This window comes from Sodalis ligni (assembly GCF_016865525.2).
GTDB lineage: Bacteria > Pseudomonadota > Gammaproteobacteria > Enterobacterales > Enterobacteriaceae > Acerihabitans > Acerihabitans ligni.
Map to the genome: position 1 here is coordinate 2,366,949 of NZ_CP075169.1, position 25,648 is coordinate 2,392,596.

Here is a 25,648-nt window from a genome sequence, read left to right on the forward strand (position 1 = left end):
CGCTATGAGTACAGTTTCATTCGTCGGTAGCATTTTTTGATCCTGTGATTTATGGCGCATAATTTTTTTGAGCAATAGTTCAATATTTGTTCATATGAACAAGTATTGAAGAGCGAACATGGCGGCAAAATTAATCGGTACCAGTTGGAAAATGAACAAAACGCTTCCTGAAGCGTTGGATTACTGTGCTGCTCTGGCGCAGGGTGCGCCGCTGCCCCATCAGTTGCAGCCGTTTGTTATTCCCCCTTTTACCCTGGTGCGAGAGGTGACCCAGGCGTTCAAAAAGGCGGGCATCAATTGTCTAACAGGTGTGCAGAATATGCACTTTGCCGATCAAGGGGCTTTTACCGGTGAGATCTCACCCCTGATGGTGAAAGACACCGGCGCTACCCTTGTGGAGATAGGTCACTCCGAGCGACGGGAATTTTTCGGCGAAACCGACGAAACGGTGCAGCTTAAGGCCGCCGCCGCGCTGCGCCACGGTTTGACGCCGCTTATTTGTATCGGCGACAGCCTGCGCGAGAAACAGTGGGGCGTTTCCGAAGAGACGGTCGTCCGCCAGATGAAAGCCGCGCTGGCGGGATTGGCGCCCGAAAGCGTGGCGCGGGTGATAATCGCTTACGAACCCATTTGGGCCATCGGGGAGCATGGCGTGCCGGCGACAAACGACGAGGCGCGGACAATGCATCAGCGCCTGTATCGCGCCCTGGAGGAGAGCTACGGCGGGAAGATTGCCCATCGGGTACCGCTGCTCTATGGCGGCAGCGTTAACCATGACAATGCGCTGGCGCTGCTGTCTTTGCCGCACGTGGACGGCCTGTTTATCGGCCGGGCCGCGTGGGACGGGGCGTCTTATCTGCAACTGCTGAAAACTATCGCAACGCGTTGTTAGATTGCCCCCCACGGTGCCCGGCGCCGCCGTGCCGCCCTCCCATCGGAGGGGCGGGGCACAGACGAATCATCCGAGCGCCCGGCCCAGCATGGTTTCCAGCGCCTGGCGCGATTGCAGCAAGACTTCGCGGCTTTGTTCCACCGGAACAGGGTTGGCGCCGCGCAGCGGCATGGTGTTGGCCTGGCGGTGCATACGCAGCGGGATCTCCAGGCTGCATGGGATATTGTGCTGCTCCAGCGCCGGCAGCAGCGGCCGGTAGTCCAGCTGTCCCCGGCCGATAGCCGTGAAGAAGAACTCGCCGTTTTGGGTCCGTATATCTTTGATATGGCAATGGCGCATGCTTCCCAGCATCTCAAATCCGTGCTCAATGGGCGCCACGTCCGGCCGCAGCGAGACCATATTGCCGGCGTCGAAGTTAAAGGCGACGGCGTCGTGCCCCACATCTTCCAGCAGTTGCCGCCCTTCCTGGGCGACTGAAAACGCATCGTAATCGGGATCGCCGCCGTTCTCCACGCATATCACGCAGCCGTGATCGGCGGCTTCGGGGGCCAGGGCCCGTAAATTATGCACCAGCCGGTCATAATCCCCTCGTTTGGCGGTGCAGGTATTCAAATAGGTCGCGCCGATTTTAGAAGCGAAGCTAATACGTTTGCTAAATTGCGCCACCGCATCCTCTCCCGCCAGGTTGATGGTGCAGCCCAGCGCCACGGAGCGTAGCCGATATTTATCAAACAGCGCCTTGACCCTGGCGGCGTTCTCGTCGCCGAACAGCGCCGGGTCGAGATCGCCGACATAACCTTGGTTATAGGCCAGTTCAATGATGTTAAAGCCTGTTTCATGCACGATTCGAAAGGTGGTTTCCTGGTCGATACCGTCGAACATGGCGGTATTTACGCCGACGATTAACGGGTATGTCATAGATAAGTCCTCATGATCCGGCGGTGGCTGGCCAATGCATTGGGGATCGCCACGACGTTGTTACAGGGCGACCGGTTCATGTCGTTTGATGCCTTCCGCCATGAAAGAGAGGATAAGCGACATGGAAACGGCGCCGGGATCGGGATGGCCGATGGAGCGTTCGCCGAGGGCTTTCGCGCGGCCGAATGCCGCCACCATCTGTTTGGTCCCTTCGGCGCCCTGGCCGGCCGCCCGGGCGATTTTCGGCAGTGCGGCATACAGCGGTTCGGATCCCAGCGACTGCGAAACCGCCGCCGCCGCCGCCAGCGCGTCAACCATGGTTTTATCACCGGGTTTGGCGCCGCCGCGTTTGCATACCGCGTCCAATCCGCTGCTCAGAAAACGGCTCAAGAGCGGCGTGGTCAGGACGGTTTCTCCGGTCAGGCTTTTGCCGCCGGCGCGGAACAGGGTGCCGAAAATAGCCCCCGATGCGCCGCCCATGCTGGACATCAGTTCGGTGCCCACGCGGGTCAACAGCACACCGATATCCTCGGCCTGCCCCGGCGCCTGGGACAGTAGCTTTTCCACCGCGGTAAAACCGCGCTGCATGCCGACACCATGGTCGCCGTCGCCCACCGCCATATCCAGGCGGGTGAGTTCCGGTTCGCTGGCAATCATTTTATTGGCGACAAACCGAAGTAAGGATGACATTTCAGTGGCGTTCATGCTTATTTCCTCCAGGCAAAACTATGGCAAGGTGCGTCATAGAGTGATTTCAGTTCGTCATCCAGCTTGAAAAACGTAATGGAGTAGCCGGACATTTCTTGCGAGGTACAATAGCTGCCTATCAAAGTATCGTGGATACGGATACCGCGCTCCGCCAGCAGTTGATGGACCTTGCGGTTGGCGATAAGCAGTTCGCTGTAGGTTGACGCCCCCAGATTGTTTACCAACAGGCAGATTTCATCACCGGTGGCCAGGGCCAGATCCCCGTAAAGACTGTCCACCAGTTCGGTCACCAGTTGGTCGGCGGGAACCATTTTCTGGCGGCGTACGCCGGGCTCGCCGTGAATGCCCATGCCCAGCTCAAACTCATCTTCCGGGATGTCGAAGTTAAACTCCCCGGTTTGCGGCAGCGAACAGGGGGATAACGCCACGCCGATGGTGCGGGTATTATCATTGGCCTTTGCCGCCAGCCGGCAGACTTCATCCAGCTCGCGGCTATGGCGACCGGCGGCGCCGGCGATTTTCAGCACCATCATGTCCCCGGCCACGCCGCGCCTGTCCTGCATGCGATGGGCGGGAGCCGAGGCCATATCGTCATTGACCCGCACCGTGCGTGTTGGAATGCCTTCTTCTTCCAGCAATTCGGCGGCAATATCGAAGTTCATGTTATCGCCCGCGTAGTTGCCGTAGATAAAAAGCGCCCCTTTGCCGCGATTGGCGCTCTTTACCGTGTCCATGATGACGTTAGGGGCCGGGGAGGTGAATATGTCTCCCAGGGCGGCGGCGTCCGCCAGCCCGTCGCCCACATAGCCGGCGAACATCGGTTCATGCCCGCTGCCGCCGCCGGTCAACACCAGCACCTGTTCATCGCGTAATCCCGCGCGCACCACGGCGCTGATCCCATCAATTTTTTGCAGACTGCCGCCGCAGGCGGCGATCAGCCCTTCCAACTGCTCCCGGCAAACATCAATGGGGTTATTCAGTAATTTTTTGGGTTTTCTCATAACCAACTCCACAGAGGTCCAAAGATATTCGCGTCAGGTTTATCGTTAATGACATTAACGAGGTTTTAATAATGAAAACCCGACGATCTTAAATATGCGGCCAATTAACCTGTCCCTGTATTCAATGACTTAATTACCGGTAGCGGTGTGTTTATGAAATTTTTTGTCGTAATACTGGATGCGTTCCACCTTCGGCGCCGAGCCGCCGGCTTCGAATTCCGAGGCCAGCCAGGACGTTAAGATGCTTTTTGCCAGTTCGGGGCCGATCACCCGGGCCCCCAGGGTGATGATTTGCGCATTGTTGCTTTTGCGCGCGCGTTCCGCGGAATAATTATCGTGGCAAAGGGCGGCACGGATACCCGGCACTTTATTTGCGGAAATAGACATGCCGATACCGGTACCGCACAAGAGAATACCTCGCTCATGCGTGCCGTTAACGATCTGTTCCGCCAGGTAAACCGCAATATCCGGATATATATTACCCGTATCGCTATAGTCTTTTACCTCCAGTCCTTTATTACGCAGGAATTCCACCAGGGTATCTTTTAATCCCGTAGCGGCATCATCGCCGCCGATAGCAATAGGTAGCATGGCTTCTCCAGAAGGCTGAGCTGCTCCGGTATATCGCAGCCCTGATTGATGAATAACACGCCGATACTCGGCCAAACAAAAGAACATATGTGATACTTTTGTTCATTTTATAGTTAATTTTATTATTAAAAATTGAGATAAGTCGCAAAACCGGCTGTGGAGGGCGTGGAAGCTACGTAATTGTTAACTGAAACGTATCAATAGGCTTATTAAAAATATCAATCATTGAACAAAAGTTCTTACTGGACGCTATCTCCGGACAAATGCTCTTTTTTACAGAGCGGCTTCGCCGCGGCTGCCTTCACCGCAAAAATCAAAACGAGATGTGCCTCAAGTTTATTTTTTACGTTCCATGCCATTTTTATACACATGTTCATACATGTAACATATGTATATGTACTTCAATCATTCGAGTTACGGGAAAGCCAACGCACCTGCAACTTGAAGTATGACGAATATAGCCGCGTGTTTTACCTTATAGGGGGGCGCCATGACCAAAACCCACAGGCTGTATCCTTCCGCGCATATCGCCGAGCTTTTTTTCCCCTTAACCCGGGATGAAAACGCCGTGGCGCAGGTGGTTCGGCGCATCGCCGACGGGGGGTATTATCGTGGATTTGAAACCGGCATCATCCATCAGCCGCCTGTTGCCGAAACGATCCGCGCCATCGCCGGGCAACATGGGTTAAACGTAACGCAATGGCTGACGTTTGAGCTGCTGAAAGACCGGCTTAACCTTAGCAGCCTCGATACCGCCCTGCGGGAAAAATCCATTAAGCGGGCCTGCGAACTGGTGCATCTGGCGGCGGCCTGCGGCACCAGTAAGCTGTCGCTGGTGAGCGGCGACGATCCGGGAGATGAGCGACGGGAAGAGGCCAAAAAGGGATTTGCCGAAGCGCTGGTGCGGGTAGGCGAGACCGCCCGGCAATACCCGGACATGCTGGTTCAGGTGGAGCCGCTGGATCGCTTCGCCCACAAGCGCCAGCTGATAGGGCCCACCGGCGAGACGGTGGAATGGATGATGCGCCTGCGCCCCGATTGTCCGCGTCTTTATCTGGCGTGGGACAGTGCCCATGTCGCGCTGAACCAGGAGGACCTGGCGGACTCCCTGAAGCTTGCCGCCCCTATCATGTCGCAGATGCATTTGGCCAATGCCATCCTCGACCCGCAGGCGCAGGGATACGGGGATTATCATATGAAGTTCGGTGAACCGGGATTTTTAACCGCCGGAGTGGCGGCGCGCATCATCCGGACTGCTCTGGCGCTCCCGCTGTCGCCGGAACTAAAGGCAATTTCCATCGCCGTTGAGATGCGAACGGGTGAAGGGGATGATTTATGGGATAACGAACGGCAATGCCGCGCATTTCTGCAGAGGGCGTTGGCCGCCGCGGAAAACCCCGGCTGATCCCGAAGCCGGGCCGCTGCGGTTATTTGCCGATGGGGGTCAGCAGGGGCTCGCCGGCGTAAAAAGCCGTTATATTGCCTAAGACCAGTTCGGCCATCGCCCTGCGCGTATGCTGTGTTGCGCTGCCGATATGCGGCGTCAGCACTACATCGTCCCGTTTTAATAATGCCTGCGGTACGTCGGGTTCACTGGCAAATACGTCCAATCCGGCCCCGGCGATGGTCCCGTTCTCAATCGCGGCAACCAGCGCGGGTTCATCGATAATGCTCCCGCGGGCAATATTGATGAGAATGCCGTTTTTACCCAGCGCGGCTAATACCTCGTGATTGATTAATTTCAGGCTATCCGGCCCGCCGCTGGCACAGATCATTAAAAAATCACTATTATCCGCTAATTCCATAATAGAGGGGAAAAACGTACATTCCGGATCGTCAGCGGGATATTTGTCGTAATAACCCACAGGCATATCAAACCCTTTTGCCCGTTTGGCAACCGCATGGCCCACCCGGCCGAATCCCACAATACCCAAGCGGCGTCCGCTGACTTTGGCCGTCAATTTATAGGGTTTGCCGTGCCATTCGCCGTTTTCAATAAACCGCTGCGCGCCGAAGATTTGTCTGGACGCCGCAAGCATTAACGCCATTCCTAAATCGGCAACATCATCAGTCAATACATTCGGCGTGTTGGTCACTTGTACCTGTTGTTGGAATGCGGCATGTGTATCCACGCCGTCATAACCGACGCCAAAAACAGCGATGAGTCGCAAATTGGGTAATTGGTTAATCAGCACAGCGTCAACCGTTGATTCCCCGCTGGCCAATATGACCTCAATATCATTGGCGATCGCGTTGAATTCTTCCGCGCCCATTTTAATATACTCATAGAGATCGTAATGCGATGACACGAGATCCGCTAACGCATCAGGCACTTTGTTTACTCGTAAAATGGCGTTCGGCATAGTGATATCCCGCTGTGTTGTTTATAAAAAATCAACGTAATATTGAAAAGTCGTTGTGACTCCTTGGCTATTTCTGATAAAGTAATTGGCCCTTTTTCGTCGGCAGCCGGTTAAAGTTGATGCATAACGTTCCTAACGTATAACACCCGGCACAAACCGCGAAGTAGACGAGCACGCTCTCATAACTGCCCGTGGCCTGCAGAATGACCCCGACCAAAATAGGGACCAGTATGCCGGCGCAGCTGTTAGCCATATTCATTATTCCGCCGATCAACCCAACGCGGTCCTTGGGGGCCAGAATGGCGGGGAAACTCCAATACAGGCTACCGAACATCATAAAGAAGGCGGCGACTGATAATAAACCGACGGCGAGCACCGGATCTTTGATGGTGGACAAGGCAAATAACACACCCAAACCCACAATACCGGATAGAGACAACAGGCTCTTTAACGCCACGTTATGGCTTACGCCCCGTTTAACCAGATAGTCAACAAAGAAGCCACTGAATAAACACCCTAATGCCCCAGAATAAAAATGAGGAAAGTCGAGTTTCCGATAGACGCCAGATTCAAACCTTGCGCCTGTGCCAAATAACTTGGTCCCCAGGTGAGCAATCCCCAATAAACCATACCCCATGATGCGCGGCCCACCATAATGGCGATCATGGTAAACCAGCTGATACCCAACCCTTTTGTCGGTGTCGTATCATTCGGGTCATCACCGGCGACAATATTCCCCGCTGTAATATAAGCCAATTCTTCCTTATCGACTTTTGCATGCTGTGACGGGCGGTCCCTTAGAATTCTCCAGGCGACGGCGCCTAATAACATGGTAAAAAGGCCGACAATAACAAACGTGATACGCCAGGAGTCGAATAATACAATGAGGTGCGCGACCACTATACCGCCCACCGCCACGCCCAACGGGCTGCCCGCATCCATGATAACGGCGCCTCGTCCTCTTTCCGATTGAGTTAACCAGGTCGAGCTGAGTTTAGCGCCGCTCGGCGAGACGGGGGTTTCCATTGCGCCTAAGCCGAGCCGGGCAATTATCAGGGATATTCCGCCGGTGGCCAAACCGATTACTGCCTGAAAAAATCCCCAGCCTATAAGCGCGCCGGTAATAACTTTCCGGGGTCCAAAGCGATCCAGCATCCATCCGCCGGGAACCTGCAATAATGCATATGTCCAAAAAAAGCTACTGAGGATAAGACCTTGCATGGTAGGAGAAAGGCTAAATTCCTCTTTTATATAAGGCATTCCTATTGATAGCGTAATACGGTCCATTAAATTAACCGCTAACAGGAAAAACATTGTTGTAAATATAACCCAGCGAAAATGGGTTGGTTTTTGTGGCGGTGTTGACGGGCTTATTATGGAATGAGTCATGGTCCACCCTCGATTTAATTCGAAATCTATGGTAGTTATTTCATCGTTAAGTTGTTCATAAGTTCAATGCGTGAACTTATGTTTGGTTACTAAAACACATATAATGAAATAAGAATGCGGTATTTATCACATATCATCGATAACCAAGGACCGAAGAAAAGAGTGCTGTCGCCGCGCCAGCAATCCTGATAAAGATCACGTTTGTCTAAAAAAGCCCGCCAAAACAATTGTAAAAAAAATTATCCATATGTATTATCAGCTCCAGCCTCCGCCGCCGGCAGGCAAGCGCCCACCTCACAGACAGCGATAAACAGCACCGCGGGCGATATCATTTTCGGAAGATTTCAGAAGAGGCAAGCCATGACGTCATTTTATGAACGGGCGCTGCGGGAACTGGCAATCGTCTTTGAAAATTTAAATGGAAACTCGGTGCAGCAGGGGCTGGATCTTATCCAACAGGCGCGGCGTATTGCCGTCTACGGCGTCGGTCGCGAGGGACTCCAGATAAAGGGATTTGCCATGCGTCTTTATCATCTTGGACTCCACGCCGCGGTGGTGGGGGATATGACCACGCCCCCTATTGGCCAAGGCGATTTGCTGATAGTTTCGGCCGGGCCGGGCTGGTTTTCCACCGTTGATGCGCTGCTGACCACCGCCCGTCGGGCGGGCGCGGCGACGCTTTGTATCACCGCCCAGGGCACCGGCGCCTGTGCGGCGAAGGCCGATGGGGTGATTACCCTGCCGGCGCAAACCATGGCCGACGGGCAGGGCGCCGCGAACTCGGTATTACCCTTGGGGTCTTTATATGAAGGCGCGTTATACCTGTTGTTTGAGGGCATGATTGTCCACTTGCAGCAAAAACTGGCCGTTTCCTCTGCCGTGATGTCCGGCAACCATACCAACCTCGAGTGAAAGCCGGGTCGTCGGGGGATTAACCTCCTGGCCTGGCGAGTTTGCCATTCATCAGTGATATAATGTCGCCGTTTGCTATTGCGTTCAAAGGGGGGAAGCGTGCAGGGAGAATTCAGCGGAGAAACGGAAAATGACCATTTGCGGGCGCGTATCGCCTGGTTTTATTTTGTCGGCGGTCTCACGCAGCAGCAAATTGCCGACCGACTGCGTATCACGCGCCTGCGGGTAAATAAAACCATTGGGCAAATCCGTGCTGACGGCAGCGTACTGGTGGAACTGCGCATGCCGTTGGTGGACTGTATCGACCTCGAAGAAAAACTCAAGGCAAAATTCAATCTCGAGGATGTGAGCGTGACGCCCTCCATGCCGGATTATATCGAACAGCAGCGCACCATCGGCGAGGCGGCGGGCATGATGCTCGATACGCTGATCCAGGGTTATAAAGGAATCGGCGTCGGCTGGGGCAGGACCCTGAGCTTCAGCGTGCGCCGCATTACCGCCAAACTGCCGGCGGGGTCCTGGGTGGTGGGGCTGATGGGCGGCGTAACCCGGGGATCCGGCACCAATACCTTCGAGGTTTCCACCGCGCTGGCACGGGCATTGGATGTGGAATGCCACTATCTCACCGCGCCTATCTACTGCCACTCCATGGAAAGCCGCGCGACGCTGCTGATGCATGAGGAACTGGCCGAGGTGATGCGCCGGGCCGAGGATGCGCAGGTGGTGCTGGTTTCCTGCGGCGATTTGTCGGAACGGTCGCCCATTACCCCGATAAACATTGTGCGCGAACATTTGGCCGAATTAATCGAGCTCGGCAGCATCGGGGAAATCCTGGGGTGTTTCCTGGATAAGGATGGCGGCGTTATTTCCCACCATGTTAATGAATCCATTATGGCGCTTCCGCTGGAGAAATTGAGGAAAAAACCCGTTTCCATTCTGGCTTCTGGCGGGCGCAATAAAATCAAAATCATTCGCGCTATCCTGCGCGGTAAATATATCAACCGACTGGTGACGGATGAAGATGTTGCCCGCCAGCTATTAATAGAACGGGATGATTAACATTCTATAATGATCGGTGCAATGTAAGCCCACCGGAAGATTATCCTTCGGCGCCGTTGCCGGCGCTGCCGTTATTAATAGGCAACGCTGAATGGCTTCTTTTTCAAAGGGTAATAGCGCCCCATCTCCCGGTTATCAAGTTATTATTAACCTGCTAATTAAATTCACCTTTGTCGCGGCTTCTTTCTTTCAGCCGCCGGCGGAATCGATTCACCTCCCAGTATAAATTTCCCTGCATTTTTTTATTTGGCGAAAGAGTTCAAATCTATTAATCCGAATGCGTTGACAATGCTGTTTATGTGAGCTTGGCCGCAGATTAAGCCTAGATAAAATGAGAAAACGAAGGTAAGAGATAAATGTATTTTAAATTTTACAAATGTACTATTTTTATCTCCAGGCATCTGAGCAGGGTTTTTTCGGAGAGCTTAAGACGCTCTTTATCGATCATCGGTTGTTCAACCTCCCCATGCGGATAACGTTTTTTCTATGGAGTGAACTATGAATAAAATTACTCTGGGTATTATGGCCGCCGCCGCTTTGATGTTACCGTTCGTGGCTTCATCGCAGGACGATCAGGCCGGCCTTAAAAAGAAAGACAGTTACAGATTTGTTATCATCCCCAAAGTCGTCCACCCTTGGTTCGACAAGGTGAATAACGGCGCCAAGCAGGCGGCCGCCGTCATCAAGGCTCAGACCGGTTCCGATGTCCAGATTATCTATAGCGCGCCGCAGCAGGCCGATGTGGTTTTGCAAAACCAGATTCTGGAAAGCTCCATTGCTACACGCCCGGACGGTATCGCCATCGATTTACTGGACGAGAAGGGCAATCGGGCTTCACTGGAGGAAGCGGTGGGCCAGAAGATTCCCGTGACGATATTTGACTCCGTCGCCCCGGCTGATATGAACCTGACCAGCATCGGCAATGATTTTTGCGAACAGGCGCAAATCGCCTCCCGTCGTTTGGCCGAGCTGCTGAACGGTAAAGGGGAAGTGGCGATTATGATGGGCGTCCCCAGCGCGCCGAACCATGCCATCCGCGCCGACTGCCATCAGAAAACCTTTGCCACCTATCCCGGCATCAAGGTGGTGGCTACCGGTATCGATAACGACGATATAGAAACGGCGCAAAAACAGGCCGCCGCCATCATGCAGGCACATCCGAATCTCAAGGGGTGGGTGGCATCGGATGCGGCGGGTCCCATCGGTATCGGCCAGGCAATCAAAGAAGCCAATAAGGCGCATCAGGTGTTGATGGTGGGTTTGGATGATTTGACGGAAATGCTGCAATTGATCCGCGACGGCGTCGCCGACAGCACCTCGTCCACCAAGCCGGAAATGCAGGGGTATTGGGCGGTCATGACCATGTGGCAAAAGGCCATGGGCATTCCCACCCCCAAATATATCGATACCGGTATCGCGATAATCAACAAGGACAACGTAGGGAAATAACCCGGCCGTTGGACGTCATGACAGGATGTCGTTGATTATTCCCTGACCAAGGAACCTTACAGCATGGCTATTCTGGAAGTTGAAAACCTGGGCCGCGACTTTCCGGGCGTCACGGCATTGAATAATGTCAATCTGGCCTTTGACCTCGGCCGGGTACATATCCTTGCCGGGGAAAACGGCGCGGGTAAATCGACCCTGGTCAAGGTGCTGACCGGCGCCTATACCCCCAGCCGCGGCACGATCAGGATCGATGGCCGGGATCCGCTGGAAAACAGAGAATTGTTTAACTGTGTCGCCTATGTTCCGCAGGAGCTCAATCTATTTCCCCATATGAGCGTGGCGGAAAATCTGTTTATCCCCTACGCGCGCTCGGGGTTCGCCGGACGGTATGTGGATTATAAGGCTATCAACCTTGCGGCGCAGGGTTACCTGGACACATTCTCCATAGAAGCGCGACCGGATGAGCTGGTGCGCAATATCTCGATATCCGATAGGCAATTACTGCAAATCGCCCGGGCATCCACCAACAAGCAGATGAAGGTGCTGATTCTTGATGAACCCACCTCCTCGCTGACCAAGACCGAAGTCGAGCGGGTATTCAGGGTTATCGCCGACTTGAAGGCGCGTAACCACGCCATCCTGTTTATCTCCCATAAACTGGATGAGCTGTTCGCCATTGGCGACGACTATACCGTTTTGCGCAACGGCGAAAAAATTGAAAGCGGCAAGATAAAAGACACCACCGAAGCCGGCCTTATCAAAGCAATGTCCGGCGCCGATATGAAAACCAATGAACATTTCCGTCCATCATCTGTTGTCGGCCCTGGGGCGGGGGCGACGATTATCGAGGTTGAACATCTTTGCGGACGGCGTTTCAACGACATTTCCTTCCGGCTTAAGCGCGGGGAAGTCTTGGGGTTTGCCGGACTGGTGGGGGCCGGGCGCAGCGAAGTCATGCAGACCTTATTCGGTTATCTGCCGGCCACCGGGGGGCGCGCTACGGTTAACGGCCGTGCATGGAAGCTGGGCAGCCCACCGTTTTCGGTGCGAAACGGCATGCTGTACCTGTCGGAAGAGCGAAAACTGCACGGCATTCTGCCCATGCTGAGCGTACGGGAAAATATCGGTATTTCCGTCATCAAACAAACGCTCTCATGGCTTGGGATCTCCGCCGGCAAGGAAAAATCGCTGGTGCTGGAGGTGATCAAGGCCTATGACGTCAAAACCTCAGATATGGAAACCAAAATTGCCTTTCTTTCCGGCGGCAATCAGCAAAAAACCATTATCGGACGCGCAATGGCCACCAAACCGGACGTTCTTATCTTTGATGAACCCACCAAAGGTATTGACGTCATGACCAAGGCGGAAATTTACAAAATCATGCGGGCGCTGTGTGAAAGCGGCGTCGGCATTATTCTCGTGTCATCGGAAATGGAGGAGTTATATAAATGCGCGAACCGGATTATCACCATGCATAACGGTGCGATTACCGGCGATTTCCCCACTGCCACCACCGATAACGAAACGCTTGTCCGGGCGATTTTTGGTACGGAGAACCATTATGCAGCGTAGCCGTTTTTCCATTCTCGCCACCAATCCCCTGGCCGGGGTAATGGTGGCCCTCGTGATCATTTTTGTGCTGTCGTCGTTAATCTCGCCCTATTTCCTCTCGCCCTACAATATGTCGGTGGTGGCGAGAACCCTGGCTTTTATCGGACTGATAACCGTCGGGCAGTCAATGCTGCTTATTCTTGGCGAGCTTGATCTGTCGCTTGGTGTGATTGGCGGACTATGCGGGGTTATCGCCGGCATCTTTATGGTGAACTTCGGCATTGAACCCACCGTCGCCTGCGTCATGGCGCTGGCGCTTGGCGCCGTGCTCGGTTTTCTGAACGGCCTGCTGGTAACCAAGCTGCGGCTGCATTCTTTGGTGCTGACCATCGGTACCGCCGGAATTTTCGGCGGCGCGAATCTGGTGCTGACCAAGGGAGTGGCCATCACCGGCATTCCGCCCAGTATCCAGTATTTCGGCCGCGGGGATATCCTCGGCTTGCCTTTACCGTTTGTCATTATGCTGGCGGTGGTGGCGGTTGCGACCTTTTTTACGCTCAAGACGCCGTTCGGCCGTTATATGTATGCCCCCGGCAATAAACGGGCCCGCAGCCCGGGTGGTGGGGAATCAAAGCGGTCGGGGTGCGTATTTGGGGTTTTCTCCTTTGCCGGTTTTCTGGCCGCATTGGCGGGTATTTTGATGGTCGCCCGCCTGGGGACCGCACAGCCCTCCATCGGTGAAAGCTGGGTGCTGCCGCCGATTGCCGCGGCGGTAATCGGCGGTGTCGCCACTACCGGCGGCGTGGGTACTCCCTTTGGCGCCATTATCGGCGCCACCATTATCGGCATTATCGAAAACATTATCGTGCTTTACGGCGTATCGCCCTATTGGCAAGGCATCGTCAGCGGCGTTCTGGTGGTGGTCGCCATTTCATTTGATGCCGTTTCACGGCGCTATATCCGTAAAGAAGAGTGATTCGACCTGGCGACCCGCGCGACAGCGGGTCTGGTCTCAGGCGTTGACGAATACGAGGAGGAATAGATGAAACTCGGATTAAACCTCTCTTTTGCCATCAAGCGTTGGCTTGGCGGCGGGCAATTGGCAAACGTGGTGAAGCATGAACTGGGCATGGATCTGGTCCAGTTTACCTGGGATTTGGTGGACCCCTGGTGGCCGGCGGCAGCGCGCGACGCAGTTGCGCGAGAGTATGCCGATGCCTTTCGCGCCGCGGGCATTACCATCGAAAGCACCTTCGGCGGGTTGGCTTCCTATACCTATAACCATTTCCTGGCGCCCACCGAGACCCTTCGCGATTTGGGCAAGGAGCACTTCATGCGCGCTATCGACATGACCGCTGAAATGGGGGTTCCGGCGGCGGGCATGCCCCTGGGTTCCTATTCGGCGCAGGACGCCCTTGACCCGGGCCGGCGGGAAGACATTTATCAGCGGGCGCTGCAATCCTTGGTGGATGTATCCCGTCATGCCAAAAGCCGCGGTCTGTCGACGCTGCTGATTGAGCCGGTGCCGCTGACCACCGAGTTCCCGTCATCCGCCCGGGATGCGCTGCGTTTGATGACCGATCTTGACGGCGCGACGGATATTCCCGTGCGGCTGCTGGTGGACTGGGGCCATGCGCTGTTTAAACCGATCTTCGGCGAAGACGCCAATATGGAACATTGGATTAAGCAGTGCGGAAACTATATCTCCGCCTACCATATCCAGCAAACGGATGGCCTGCTCGATCGCCACTGGAGTTTTACCCAACCGGGCATTGTCACGCCGCAGCGCCTCAGCGCATTTTGGCGCGATCAGCGTTTAACCCATCAGACATACCTGCTGGAAATCATCTATCCGTTTGAGCAAACGGATGAATTTGTGCTGCGCGATATGCAAGAAGGCATCAAACTGCTGCAAAGCGCCGGCTGATGTCCCTCTGCCGTGGGGCCTCCGTGGAACATGCCTAATTGCCGTTCGAATTCTGTCAGGGGCGTGCCAGCGGAAATGATAGCCTTTGCATACGCTGGGAACGCCACCGGATGGTTCACCGGGTGCGTTTGATGGAAAACAGCATACCGGCCAGTACTATAAAGGCGCCGATAATGGCCAATTGCCAGGTGCTCGGGATGCCCACCAGGATCAGTACGTTATTCACCAGCGTGATCAGGATGACGCCGAGCAGGGTGCCTACCACGCTGCCGGAGCCGCCGGTGATGCGGGCGCCGCCGAGAATAACGGCGGCGATAACCTCCAGTTCGGAACCCGCCAGGTCGAAGGGATTGGCTAGGCGGTTGCTGGCGACATGCATAATACCGGCGATGCCGGCAAGCAGGCCCGCATAGGCGAACACAAACACCCGCACGTTACGCAGGTTATAGCCAAGCCGTTGGGCAATGTCGGCATTACCCCCACCGCATAGATGGCCCGGCCCATCAGCGTACGCTGCAGCAGGTACCAGGTGGCGACGGCGGCAACCGCCAGCGCCAGCACGTAGGCGGGAAGAGCCGACGTCCGCCGCCGGCGCTCTGGTGATGGAAAAGCGCATATTTGCCGAACGCATCCATCGATGCCGGGATGTTCATAAACAGCGCCGTGCCGACAAAGGTCAGCAGGAAGCTGCGGATCACATACTGCGTGCCGATGGTCACAATCAGCGACGGCGCCCTGAGGACGCTGACCAGCAGGCCGTTGGCCGCCCCCAGCAGCGCGCCGCCCGCCGCGGCCATCAGCAGGATGGGCGCCATGGACATGCCGGGCGCCAGGTCCGTCACCAGCTTGGTGATGACGTACATCACCAGGGCGGCGATGGCGGTGAAGGAGACGTCAAGCCCGCCCGCCGCCAGCACCACCAGAACGCCCAGCGCAAACAGGCCGCTTTCCACGGAGGAGCGCGCCATGTCGAACAGGTTCGACACCTGCCAAAAGGCGGGGTTGAGGGTGCCCACCACCAGGCAGACCAGGACTATCAGCAGCAGCGTCACCGCCGGCGGATGATGAATGAACCAGCGGCTGAGGCGTACGCCGTGGCTTGCCGTGCCGTCGCGGCGATGCTGTGTTGCGATATCGGTCATTGTTGCGTCTCCGGGCGCTCTTCCGCCGCCATGGCGCGGTACAGCGCCCCTTCCTCAAGGTTATCCGCCGCGAACGTCGCCGCCACGGCCCCCCGGCGCATCACCAGGATGCGGTCGCAGTTTTGCAGCAGTTCCGGCAGGTCGTCGCTGATGATGATAACGCCCATGCCGTCGCCGGCGAGCCGCTGGATGATGCGATAAATGGTGTCCTTCGAGCCCACATCCACCCCCGCCGTGGGCCCGTGCAAAATCAGCAGCCGCGGCTCGATGGTCAGCCAGCGGCCAATGAGCACGCGCTGCTGATTGCCGCCGGAGAGCGACATGACGGGGTTGTCGCTGTCGGGGGTGACAATCTGCAGGTCATCGATGGTCCGCTGGGCGGCGGCGTGATTGCGTTTGCCGTCCAGCAGGCCGAACGAGCCGCGCAGGCGGTCGAGCATCGCCACGATGATATTCTCCTTAATCGATTTCTCCAGGAACAGCCCCTCGGACAGCCGGTCCTCCGGCACATAACCGATGCCGGCGCCGATGGCCTGCGCCGGGCTGCCGAGGGTGATGGCGGCGCCGTCCAGCGCTATCCGGCCGCTGTCCGCCGGTAAAATGCCCGCCAGGGACAGGGCCAGTTCATTGCGGCCGGAATCCAGCAGCCCGGTGATGCCGAGGATTTCACCGCGCGCCAGCTGGAAGGACACGTCCCGGTAGCCGCCGCGCCGGCCGAGGCCGTCGACGCCCAGCAGCGCCTCGCCGCCGTCAAAGGCGGCGCGGTACCGGGTGTCATCCAGCTGCTTGCCGGTCATCCAGAAGGCGAGCTGCTGCTTTGACTGTCCGGCCACATCGCATTCGGTGACCTTCAGGCCATCGCGCATGATGATGGCCCGGCCCCCGATAGCCTTGCACTCGTCGAGCTTGTGCGTGACGAACAGCACCGATACACCCTGCGCCTGCAGTTTGCCCACCACCGCAATCAGGTTGTCCACCTCGCGCCGGGTGAGGGCGGTGGTGGGCTCGTCCATGATGACCAGGCCGGCGTCCGACGCAATGGCCCGGGCAATGGCAATCAATTGGCGGGTGGCTATCGGCAGTTCTTCCACCGGCGTGTCGAGAAACGCCGCATCGGCGGGCAGGTTGACCTTGGCCAGCGCGCGCACCGCGGTGTCCTTGAGCATGCGCAGGTCCAGGCGCCGCGCCAGACTGCCGCCGGCGGCCACCAGTTGGCGGGTCAGCGCGACGTTTTCGGCCACGCTGAGATTGGGCAGCAGCGACAAATCCTGATAGACGGTCTCAATGCCGGCGGCCAGCGCGCCCACCGGCGTCAGCTTGTCCACCCGCCGGCCGTTGATCAGCAATTCGCCGCCGTCGGACGGCTGCGCCCCGGAAATGATTTTTATCAGCGTGCTTTTGCCGCAGCCGTTTTCCCCCATCAGGTGATAGACGCGGCCGCGTTCGATAACAAAACTGATGCCTTTAAGCGCCTTGACGCCGCCAAAGTGTTTTTGCAGATCGCGCACCTCGAGAAAAGGCATGGTCTGCGCCGGGTTGCCGGCGGGCGTGGTATCGGCTTGAACGGTCACGGGCATCTGTATCATCCGGGTTGGTTTACGGGTGGGGAACGGCGGATGTCCGCCGATCCGAGTTTGTTGACAAAGTGCTTGGTCGGGACAGGCTGCCAGATCGTAAACACGCCGTGAATCCATCCCTGGAGGCTCGATCCGCGCCATCCCTGGCGCGGACGGTTTACTCTTCTGGCAGCCTGTCCCTCCCTATTAATTTTGAGTACTTTGTCAGCAGTCTGAGACCGGCGGCCGGCCGCCGATCCGTTGCACTCTCTATGGCCTTAGAGACTCAGAACGGGTATTGCCGGTAGTTGGACTTGTTGACGTCAACCCAGGCCTGACCGGTGACGATGATGCCCTTGCCGGGACCTTTTTTCACCGACACCTTGTTATAGCCGGGTACGCCCAGGTCCATGCCGTCGGTAACCTGCTTGCCCTCCAGCAGCATCTGCGCCACCTTGTTCATGATGTAGCCGGCGTCCTTGGGATCCCAGAAGGAGATGCTCTGCACGGTGCCGGATTCCAGATACTTGCTGGTGTCCTTCGGCAGGCCGAGCCCGATGACGCACACCTTGCCGGAGAGGCCGGCTTCTTCCACGGCGCGGCCGATGCCGATGACATCAATAGCGGAACCGCCCTGGAAACCCTTGATATCCGGGTATTTACGCAGGATTTCGCGCGCTTTTTCGTAAGCTCTGTTGGCGTCGTTGAAGGATTCATTCTTGGGGGACACCAGCTGCATCTGCGGGTACTTCTTGGCGTTTTCGGCGCCGCCGTCGGCCCACTGCACGTGGGTCAGGCTGCCGAGGGAACCGACGAACGACGTCCATTTCCCGCTTTTGCCCATGCATTGCGCCAGCTGTTCGTTGAAGTGGGCGCCGAAAGCGGTATTATCGAACGCCTCGATATCCACCAGCGTGTTTTTCAGGCTGTCCCCCTCATGGGTAACGACCTTGATGCCGCGATCCATGGCGCGTTTGAGCACGCCTTCAATGGCCGAGGGGTCCATCGGCACCACGGCGATGGCGCTGACGTTCCTGGCCACCAGATCCTCTATCAGGCGTCCCTGCTGGGCGGCATCGGCCTTGGCCGGGCCGATCTCGCTGGTGGTGACGCCGGGATTGTCCCGGCCGTAGGCAACGACGCCTTCATTCATGCGGGTGAACCAGTTCTCGCCGGTTATCTTTACCACCGTCACGATGGACGGCGCGTCTTTCGCGAGCAGGGGCGGCGCCGCGCACAGGGCGCCCAGCGCAACGGCGAGGGCGGTAAGTTTACGTATCATTGGCATCAACGTTTCCTCATTATGGTTGTGTTGCACGTAGGGTAAGAGTTCGCCGCCGGCGCCGATAAGACGCCGGCGGCGATAAAACGCGTCACGTTCGTGACGCAAGCCAAGACCGGATATCGACGCGCGACACCGCCAGGAACAGCAGCAGCAGCAGGCCCCAGGCGCAGTCGCGGAAAAAGTTGGAAATATTCAGGAAATTGAACAGGCTGGCCAGCATCTGCAGCGCGGTGGCCGACAGCACGACGCAGACGATGCGCCCGTAGCCCCCGTCCGGCCGCACGCCGGCCATCACCACAATCAGGATGGCGATAAGTACATAGGAGCTGCCATAGTCCCACTTCACGCTGGAGGTGCGGGCGGCGATGACGATGCCGGCGATACCGGCCAGAACGCCGCTGGCGGTGTAGGTGAGAAACAGCATCTTTTTCAGCGCGATGCCGGCGTACCGCGCGGCCTTGGCATTGCTGCCCATCAGATAGAGCCGCAGGCCGAAGGGGCAAAAACGCAATACGATGCCCAGCAGCAGCGCCACCGCCAGAAACAGCGAAAAGCACAGCGGCAGGCCCAGCACCGGCGAATTGCCGAAATCGTCCAGCGGTTCGATATAGCCGATGCTGATGGCCGACCCGTTGGTCAGCACCACCGCGATGCCGGTGAAGAACATCTGCGTGCCCAGGGTGGCGATAATGGGCGTCAGGCCGGCATAGGCTATCAGGAAGCCGTTAAGCATGCCCCCCGCCAGCCCCACCAGCAGGGCGACGGCCGCGAAGGCCCAAACGAACAGCAGCGGGGCGTCATCAGCCGACACCCAGTGGCGCACCAGCAGATAGGACAGGACGCCGGCCAGATTGGCCAGGGCGATGCCGGACAGGTCGATGCCGCCATTGCCCGAAATCATCGCCAGCATGACGCCCAGGGCCAGCAACCCCAGTTCGGGCACCTGCGCCGACATGGATTGAAAGTTGTACAGGGTGATAAAGTTGGCGCCGGCAAACGCCACGCCGGCCGCTAACACCAGCACGTTGGCCGCGGCCAGAAAATTGAGCTGACGGTCCGACAGAATGTTACGCATCGATCATCTCCTCCTAACGGCGCCCTCTTTACGCTGCGCCGGTCCGGAAATCCACCGCTCAGCACATACATAAGTATGCTATATTTTACATTAGTATTTGTCGACCCGTCAGTTGCAAATATATGGCCGCGATCACTGCTGTGATAATCATGGCGTGCAGGAAATATCCGGAAGCGGGGGGAAAGCGCGGGGCGGTGCATTGAACAAGCTGGCTACGTCTACCAATAAAAAAGGCTTGCTCTTTCAGGCAAGCCTCGGGTCTGCAGTCTGACGGTTACTTTAGGCAATCCGCACAGGCATTGCGCTGAATTTGCTCGAAGAAATCGTTGCCTTTGTCATCAACCAGAATGAATGCCGGGAAATTTTCCACTTCAATTTTCCAGATGGCTTCCATTCCCAGCTCCGGATACTCAATACAATCCAGGCTCTTGATGCTCTGCTGGGCCAGCACGGCCGCCGGGCCGCCGATGCTGCCCAGGTAGAAGCCGCCGTGTTTATGGCAGGCGTCCGTCACCTGCCGGCTGCGGTTGCCTTTGGCCAGCATGATCATGCTTCCGCCCCGTGATTGCAGCAAATCCACATAGGAATCCATCCGCCCGGCGGTGGTCGGCCCCAACGAACCGGAAGCATATCCGGTCGGGGTTTTGGCCGGGCCGGCGTAATACACCGGATGATCCTTGATGTACTGCGGCAGGTCCTCGCCGTTATCGATACGCTCCTTGAGCTTGGCGTGGGCAATATCCCGCGCCACAATAATGGTACCGCTTAGTGAAAGGCGGGTGGATACCGGGTATTGGGAAAGCTGGGCGAGAATGTCTTTCATGGGGCGGTTCAGGTCCACCTTCACCGCGTCGCCTTCACCCTGCTGGCGCAGGGACTGCGGAATGTAGCGGCCCGGATTGTGTTCGAGTTTTTCAATCCAGATCCCGTCACGGTTGATTTTGGCTTTGATATTGCGGTCGGCGGAGCAGGACACGCCCATGCCCACGGGGCAGGAGGCGCCGTGGCGCGGCAGGCGGACCACGCGGATATCATGGGCAAAGTATTTGCCGCCGAACTGTGCGCCCAGCCCCAGGTTCTGCGCTTCCGCCAGCAATTCCTGCTCCAACTGCACGTCGCGGAAGGCCTGTCCGTGTTCATTGCCTTCGGTTGGCAGACCGTCATAATAATGGGCGGATGCCAGTTTGACGGTTTTCAGCGTGCTCTCCGCTGAAGTGCCCCCAATCACAAACGCGATATGATATGGCGGGCAGGCGGCGGTTCCCAGCGTGCGCATTTTTTCCACCAGATAGGTTTTCAGCTTCCCGGGGCTTAGCAGCGCCTTGGTTTCCTGGTAGAGATAGGTTTTGTTCGCCGAGCCGCCGCCTTTGGCGATGCACAGGAACTTATATTCGTCGCCATCCACGCTGTAGAGGTCAATTTGCGCCGGCAGGTTGGTGCCGGTGTTCACTTCTGTATACATATCCAGCGCGCTGTTTTGTGAGTAGCGCAGGTTATCTTGGATGTAAGTGTTATAGACACCCTGCGCCAGGCGGGCCTCATCGCCGCCGCCGGTCCACACGCGCTGGCCCTTTTTACCCATGATAATCGCGGTGCCGGTGTCCTGGCAGGTGGGCAGCACGCCTTTCGCGGCGATTTCAGAATTTCTCAGAAATTGCAGCGCAACGTATTTGTCGTTTTCGCTCGCCTGCGGGTCATCAAGAATGGACGCCACTTGCTGCTGATGGGCAGGACGCAACATAAACGCGGCATCGTGGAACGCCTGTTGCGCCAGCAGCGTAAGGGCTTCGGGGGCAACCTTCAGCATTTCCACCCCCTCAAACTCAGTGATGGAAACATGGTCCCGGCTTAACAGATAGTATTCGGTGTCCTCGTGGGAAGAGGGAAAAGGGTTTTGGTAATGGAACGGTTTATTCGACATTTTTCGCTCACTTCATCCGTTATTGTATTGTCGCCATTCATCCAGGGATCTTCGGGAAATATCAATGGCGACATCTTGTTCATTTTGCCGCGGCCAAGCCGCCGTTTCGACGGGCCGGCTGCGGTGATGGATAATGACCTATGCCTTCGTGCTTGCGTATCTGCGGCCCGGCCGTTTATCAGAACGTCATCGCCACCCAAGGATAACCAATAACCACCGGCGCAACCAAGACGACGGCGCCAAAAATGGTACCCAGTCGCCAATAATCGCCATATTTTATGCTCTGAATAATTGGATTTGCAGGAAGGCGGCGACGCGGCGACAATCCTGCCTGGAGCGGATTTCAACGCTGCTTGCAGCGGCCCCGTAGGAGCGAGGCCCTGGGGGGGCGAGAATTGCCAACGCACCGGCAACGTGAAGTATGGCGGGTATATACGTTAATGCGGGACCCTTAGCCCTGGCTGGAGACCACGGGTAAAGACCACTTGCCATAATTGAATATCCCTGGCCCGAAATGCCCCTGCGCAGGCATTAAGATAATAGATAAACATTCTTTTGAATCGTTCGGAATAATTCACCTTCAACTGAGGCCATTCCGCCAGGAAATGCTCATGCCAAGCCATTAATGTTTTATCGTAATCTGAACCGAAGTTATGCCAGTCTTCCATGACAAAGCGTTTTTCACTGGCGTTGGCAATTTGTTTTATCGAGGGAAGGCACCCATTAGGGAAGATATATTTATTAATCCAAGGATCAACATTATGGGTTGTTTGATTGGCGCCGATAGTATGCAGAAGAAAAATACCGTCCGATTTCAGGCAGCGGTCGACAACCTTGAAATAAGCGTCGTAATTTTTCGGGCCGACGTGTTCAAACATGCCCACGGACACGATGCGGTCATATTGCTGCCGTATATCACGGTAGTCCTGCAATAGAATCCGGATGTCCAGTCCGCCGTAATGCTTGGCCGCAAAAGCTTGCTGCTCGGCGGAGATGGTTACGCCATGAACGGTGACGCCGAAGTTTTGCGCCGCGTAGGCCGCCAGTCCGCCCCAGCCGCAGCCGATGTCCAGCAGCGTCATACCCGGCCGGAGCCGGAGCTTGTTACAGATCATATCCAGTTTATCCCGCTGAGCATCATACAGGTTGTCGGCCCGCTTCCAGTACCCGCAGGAATACTGCATGTAGGGGTCAAGCATCAGGCAGAACAGGTCATTGCCCAGATCATAGTGCTCTTTTCCCACGATCCAGGCGCGTTTCCTTGACTGGAGGTTGGTTAGCCGGGCAATGGCAATGCGTAGGATATCATGAACGCGAGACGGCATTTTTTTATCGAGACGGGCGCTTAATAGTCGTTGAAAGAATATATCCAGCCTGCGGCACTCCCACCAGCCGTCCATATAGCTTTCGCCCAGCCCGACGGATCCCTGTTGTAATACCCGTTTGAAAAACAGCGAATTGTTGACCTGAATATCCCAGGGCTCTGAGCCATTGATACTAATGCCGGCCTGGTTAAGCATACTGTCCGCAATACGACGCCATTCGTTTTTATTACCGCGGCTATTGACCACGCTTATATCATTCATAATGTCACCCTGGTTCAATCCTAAATGACGACGCTAACCGCTCACGGTAACAGGCCATAAATTAGAGGCTATTTGCAATCGCGGATGCGACGGATTTATTATCGAACAAATCACGCAGGCCCGTGTTATCATAAAAGGACAATCTATGTAGATTAACGGCCATTCCATGCCATACCCGTCCCGTTTGCCCCTCCATGAGGACGCGATGATTCAGCTGGTCGCGGTGCCTGACCGACTGACTCTGCCCCGTTCCGTTTTTTTCCGCACCTGCTTTTTGCCAAAAGGCGTGCTCATCAGCCAGCATCAGCACCCGTTTGTCGAGTTTCTCTACGCCCGCGAAGGCGGGATGCGCGTAGAGATCGAAGGAAAGGCGCTTATTGTGCCGGGCTTCCACGGCATCTGGATCCCGGCGAATGTACCCCATCGTCTTCTGACCACCAGCGATGTGCTGCTGGAAAGCCTCTATATCGAACAGGATTCCGTAACGATCAATCACAATAACTGCCGGGTGGTGGTGATCAGCAGCTTCGTCAGGGAATTCATCCATCATGCGACGGAACATGTGCCAGAACAGTACGACAGCGCCGGGGATGACGGCATGCTGGTCAATGTGCTGAGCGCACAGATCCAGAAACTGCCGGATGCCGGTTTTTCACTAGCGTGGCCGGTCTCCCAGACATTGATGCGTGTGTGCCGGGAAATCCAGGAAAAGCCGGATGAGGAGCACAGTATTGATAAGTGGGCGGCCAACACCGGCATGTCGGTACGGACCTTTTCGCGCCGTTTCAAGAAAGAAACCGGCGTCGCCTTCGGCGAATGGAAGAAACGGATGCGGCTTCTGGAGTCCGTGATCATGCTGAAAAATAATCGCAGCGTAACCCAAGTGGCTCTGGACCTCGGCTACTCCGGCAGCGCCTCTTTCTCCTATGCTTTCCGGCAGATGTTTGGCGTACCGCCGACCCGCTATTAGAGGTTGACCCGCCGCCTTTGCCATCAGTGCATGGCAATCAGCAGCGGGAACAGGAAGGGCGCCACCAGCGAGGTAATGATCCCGCAAATGACCAGCGCGAGCGAACTGAACGCCCCTTCTTCATAATCCAGTTCGGCGCAGCGGGCGGTACCCAGCGCGTGGGAGGCCGAGCCCATCGCCAGGCCGCGCGATGCTTTGGTATGGATATGCATCGCGTTCAGGAGAATATGTCCGAATACCGCTCCCAGTATCCCGACAAAGATCACGCAAACCGCGCTGATGGCGGGAATACCGCCGATACTGTTGCCCACCGCCATTGCGATGGGCGTAGTGACGGATTTGGGCATGATGGACGCGGCAACGGCGGGTGTGGCGCCCAGCCGCAGCGCAATCCATGTGCCGGAGATCATCGCCACCAGACTGCCGAGGAAGCAGATGCTGATAAGTGACTTCCACCGCCGCCTGATCTGGTGCAACTGCTCATACAGCGGATAGGCCAGCGCCACGACGGCGGGCTGAAGCAGGCTGTTGAGCAGCTCGCTGCCATTGAAATAACGGGTGTAGGGTATTTTTGCCAGTATTAATAAAACTATCAGTATGATCATCGAAATCAGCAACGGGTTGAATAACGGATTATTCAGCCGTGCCGCCAGCCGGCGAACCAGGAAAAACACTACCAGCGTCAGCGGTAGCGACCACCAGATATCATGAAGCATGGTTTATTCCTTTCTTGCCATCGGCTTTGACCAGCGATGCTTTTTCCCGGTGTATGGCGTGCGAACACCAACTCACCGTAATAAGTACAATCAGGGTGCTGGCGGAACAGGAAACGACCACCGGGGCGAATTGCGCCCGTAATAAATCAAAATACTGCATGACGCCGACACCAATGGGCACAAACAGCAGCGACATATGGCGGATCAACAGATGGCATCCTGGTTTTACCCATTGGCTTGGGATGATTTGTAACGACAAGAGCATAAACAGGATAAGCATGCCGATAATGCTGCCCGGCAGCGTGACGGGTAATACGGCGGCAATAGCGACTCCGGCATATAAACAAGCATAAATCAGTAAAAACGCACGGAGCAGCTGAGAAAAACGGGTGATGAATAGAGACATGACGTTTTTTTTACCAAAAGTAATGGGCCAAAGAATTGAGGCTTATTATCATGCAATTGATCTGTCTTTATTTATTAAATGAAGACAATCTCTATCTATTTAAGGACAAAATCGCCGCGATTATCAGGGCGGTTTAGTGCAGTCCCGTTAAATGGAAATGACGTGTATTGACCTGCGCTTTAACATAGCAGCCACTGATAAACAGCAATTTTGTTACAAAATTTCGGCGTC

Annotated in this window: 25 protein-coding genes; 9 read left to right on the forward strand and 16 right to left on the reverse strand. The window is 56.1% G+C overall.

Annotated features, from left to right (window positions below; translation table 11 throughout):
• The first annotated feature begins 118 nt into the window (after positions 1 to 118).
• Complete coding sequence (locus tag GTU79_RS11065) at positions 119 to 892, forward strand: triose-phosphate isomerase (protein WP_132922195.1); 774 nt, start codon at positions 119 to 121, stop codon at positions 890 to 892.
• Positions 893 to 958: 66 nt separating this feature from the next.
• Here GTU79_RS11065 and GTU79_RS11070 read toward each other — a convergent pair whose 3' ends face one another.
• The 4 genes from GTU79_RS11070 to GTU79_RS11085 form a co-directional block, all read right to left on the reverse strand.
• Positions 959 to 1,810 carry a sugar phosphate isomerase/epimerase family protein gene (locus tag GTU79_RS11070; protein WP_203521890.1) on the reverse strand — a complete coding sequence of 284 codons (852 nt, stop codon included), beginning with the start codon at positions 1,808 to 1,810 and terminating at the stop codon, positions 959 to 961.
• Between the two features lie 60 nt (positions 1,811 to 1,870).
• Complete coding sequence (gene dhaL, locus GTU79_RS11075; protein WP_203521889.1) at positions 1,871 to 2,515, reverse strand: dihydroxyacetone kinase subunit DhaL; 645 nt, start codon at positions 2,513 to 2,515, stop codon at positions 1,871 to 1,873.
• 2 nt (positions 2,516 to 2,517) lie between these two features.
• A complete protein-coding gene (locus tag GTU79_RS11080; protein WP_203521888.1) occupies positions 2,518 to 3,519 on the reverse strand; it encodes a dihydroxyacetone kinase subunit DhaK in 1,002 nt (333 codons plus the stop codon).
• A 129-nt stretch (positions 3,520 to 3,648) separates the two neighbouring features.
• The gene (locus GTU79_RS11085; protein ID WP_203521887.1) at positions 3,649 to 4,110 is read right to left on the reverse strand and encodes an RpiB/LacA/LacB family sugar-phosphate isomerase; all 462 of its coding nucleotides are present in this window, start codon (positions 4,108 to 4,110) and stop codon (positions 3,649 to 3,651) included.
• Between the two features lie 490 nt (positions 4,111 to 4,600).
• On the opposite strand from GTU79_RS11085, the gene GTU79_RS11090 reads away from it, so the two are divergent.
• Complete coding sequence (locus GTU79_RS11090; RefSeq protein WP_203521886.1) at positions 4,601 to 5,515, forward strand: sugar phosphate isomerase/epimerase family protein; 915 nt, start codon at positions 4,601 to 4,603, stop codon at positions 5,513 to 5,515.
• A gap of 22 nt (positions 5,516 to 5,537) precedes the next feature.
• On the opposite strand, the gene GTU79_RS11095 is transcribed toward GTU79_RS11090, so the two are convergent.
• The 3 genes from GTU79_RS11095 to GTU79_RS11105 form a co-directional block, all read right to left on the reverse strand.
• Positions 5,538 to 6,473 (reverse strand): 2-hydroxyacid dehydrogenase, encoded by a 936-nt coding sequence (locus GTU79_RS11095; RefSeq protein WP_203521885.1) that lies wholly within the window; start codon positions 6,471 to 6,473, stop codon positions 5,538 to 5,540.
• 67 nt (positions 6,474 to 6,540) lie between these two features.
• On the reverse strand, positions 6,541 to 6,930 hold the full coding sequence (locus tag GTU79_RS11100) for an MFS transporter (RefSeq protein WP_214513931.1): 390 nt from the start codon (positions 6,928 to 6,930) through the stop codon (positions 6,541 to 6,543).
• 59 nt (positions 6,931 to 6,989) lie between these two features.
• Positions 6,990 to 7,862, reverse strand: a complete 873-nt coding sequence (locus GTU79_RS11105) for an MFS transporter (RefSeq protein WP_214513932.1) — start codon at positions 7,860 to 7,862, stop codon at positions 6,990 to 6,992.
• A 360-nt stretch (positions 7,863 to 8,222) separates the two neighbouring features.
• Here GTU79_RS11105 and GTU79_RS11110 point away from each other — a divergent pair, with 360 nt between their 5' ends.
• The 6 genes from GTU79_RS11110 (at position 8,223) to GTU79_RS11135 (ending at position 14,760) form a co-directional block, all read left to right on the forward strand.
• Positions 8,223 to 8,774: an SIS domain-containing protein gene (locus tag GTU79_RS11110; RefSeq protein WP_203521883.1), complete on the forward strand. Its 552-nt coding sequence runs from the start codon at positions 8,223 to 8,225 to the stop codon at positions 8,772 to 8,774.
• 99 nt (positions 8,775 to 8,873) lie between these two features.
• Complete coding sequence (locus GTU79_RS11115; RefSeq protein WP_203521882.1) at positions 8,874 to 9,833, forward strand: sugar-binding transcriptional regulator; 960 nt, start codon at positions 8,874 to 8,876, stop codon at positions 9,831 to 9,833.
• Positions 9,834 to 10,331: 498 nt separating this feature from the next.
• Positions 10,332 to 11,282 (forward strand): substrate-binding domain-containing protein, encoded by a 951-nt coding sequence (locus GTU79_RS11120; RefSeq protein ID WP_132922186.1) that lies wholly within the window; start codon positions 10,332 to 10,334, stop codon positions 11,280 to 11,282.
• A gap of 63 nt (positions 11,283 to 11,345) precedes the next feature.
• The gene (locus GTU79_RS11125; protein ID WP_203521881.1) at positions 11,346 to 12,854 is read left to right on the forward strand and encodes a sugar ABC transporter ATP-binding protein; all 1,509 of its coding nucleotides are present in this window, start codon (positions 11,346 to 11,348) and stop codon (positions 12,852 to 12,854) included.
• Entirely contained in the window at positions 12,844 to 13,809 is a 966-nt protein-coding gene (locus GTU79_RS11130) for an ABC transporter permease (RefSeq protein ID WP_214513933.1), read from the forward strand. The genes GTU79_RS11125 and GTU79_RS11130 overlap by 11 nt, the downstream gene beginning before the upstream one ends.
• 66 nt (positions 13,810 to 13,875) lie before the next feature.
• Positions 13,876 to 14,760: a sugar phosphate isomerase/epimerase family protein gene (locus GTU79_RS11135; protein ID WP_203521879.1), complete on the forward strand. Its 885-nt coding sequence runs from the start codon at positions 13,876 to 13,878 to the stop codon at positions 14,758 to 14,760.
• Positions 14,761 to 14,875: 115 nt separating this feature from the next.
• On the opposite strand, the gene GTU79_RS30215 is transcribed toward GTU79_RS11135, so the two are convergent.
• The 7 genes from GTU79_RS30215 to cfa form a co-directional block, all read right to left on the reverse strand.
• Positions 14,876 to 15,181, reverse strand: coding sequence for an ABC transporter permease (locus GTU79_RS30215; protein ID WP_253073538.1), 306 nt, complete (start codon positions 15,179 to 15,181; stop codon positions 14,876 to 14,878).
• A gap of 82 nt (positions 15,182 to 15,263) precedes the next feature.
• Positions 15,264 to 15,902, reverse strand: a complete 639-nt coding sequence (locus GTU79_RS30220) for an ABC transporter permease subunit (RefSeq protein ID WP_253073539.1) — start codon at positions 15,900 to 15,902, stop codon at positions 15,264 to 15,266.
• Positions 15,899 to 17,479, reverse strand: a complete 1,581-nt coding sequence (locus GTU79_RS11145; protein WP_203521877.1) for a sugar ABC transporter ATP-binding protein — start codon at positions 17,477 to 17,479, stop codon at positions 15,899 to 15,901. The genes GTU79_RS30220 and GTU79_RS11145 overlap by 4 nt, the downstream gene beginning before the upstream one ends.
• A gap of 265 nt (positions 17,480 to 17,744) precedes the next feature.
• Positions 17,745 to 18,848: an autoinducer 2 ABC transporter substrate-binding protein gene (locus GTU79_RS11150; protein WP_243701428.1), complete on the reverse strand. Its 1,104-nt coding sequence runs from the start codon at positions 18,846 to 18,848 to the stop codon at positions 17,745 to 17,747.
• The gene (locus tag GTU79_RS11155; RefSeq protein ID WP_203521876.1) at positions 18,832 to 19,818 is read right to left on the reverse strand and encodes an ABC transporter permease; all 987 of its coding nucleotides are present in this window, start codon (positions 19,816 to 19,818) and stop codon (positions 18,832 to 18,834) included. Before GTU79_RS11155 ends, GTU79_RS11150 begins: the two co-directional genes overlap by 17 nt.
• A gap of 274 nt (positions 19,819 to 20,092) precedes the next feature.
• Positions 20,093 to 21,739, reverse strand: a complete 1,647-nt coding sequence (gene fumA, locus GTU79_RS11160; RefSeq protein ID WP_203521875.1) for a class I fumarate hydratase FumA — start codon at positions 21,737 to 21,739, stop codon at positions 20,093 to 20,095.
• A gap of 437 nt (positions 21,740 to 22,176) precedes the next feature.
• Complete coding sequence (gene cfa / locus GTU79_RS11165) at positions 22,177 to 23,325, reverse strand: cyclopropane fatty acyl phospholipid synthase (protein WP_203521874.1); 1,149 nt, start codon at positions 23,323 to 23,325, stop codon at positions 22,177 to 22,179.
• Positions 23,326 to 23,530: 205 nt separating this feature from the next.
• On the opposite strand from cfa, the gene GTU79_RS11170 reads away from it, so the two are divergent.
• Complete coding sequence (locus GTU79_RS11170) at positions 23,531 to 24,295, forward strand: helix-turn-helix domain-containing protein (protein ID WP_203521873.1); 765 nt, start codon at positions 23,531 to 23,533, stop codon at positions 24,293 to 24,295.
• Between the two features lie 23 nt (positions 24,296 to 24,318).
• Here GTU79_RS11170 and GTU79_RS11175 read toward each other — a convergent pair whose 3' ends face one another.
• Together GTU79_RS11175 and GTU79_RS11180 are read right to left on the reverse strand one after the other, a co-directional pair.
• Positions 24,319 to 25,011: a CidB/LrgB family autolysis modulator gene (locus GTU79_RS11175; RefSeq protein WP_203521872.1), complete on the reverse strand. Its 693-nt coding sequence runs from the start codon at positions 25,009 to 25,011 to the stop codon at positions 24,319 to 24,321.
• Positions 25,001 to 25,417: a CidA/LrgA family protein gene (locus GTU79_RS11180; RefSeq protein ID WP_203521871.1), complete on the reverse strand. Its 417-nt coding sequence runs from the start codon at positions 25,415 to 25,417 to the stop codon at positions 25,001 to 25,003. Before GTU79_RS11180 ends, GTU79_RS11175 begins: the two co-directional genes overlap by 11 nt.
• Positions 25,418 to 25,648: the final 231 nt, after the last annotated feature.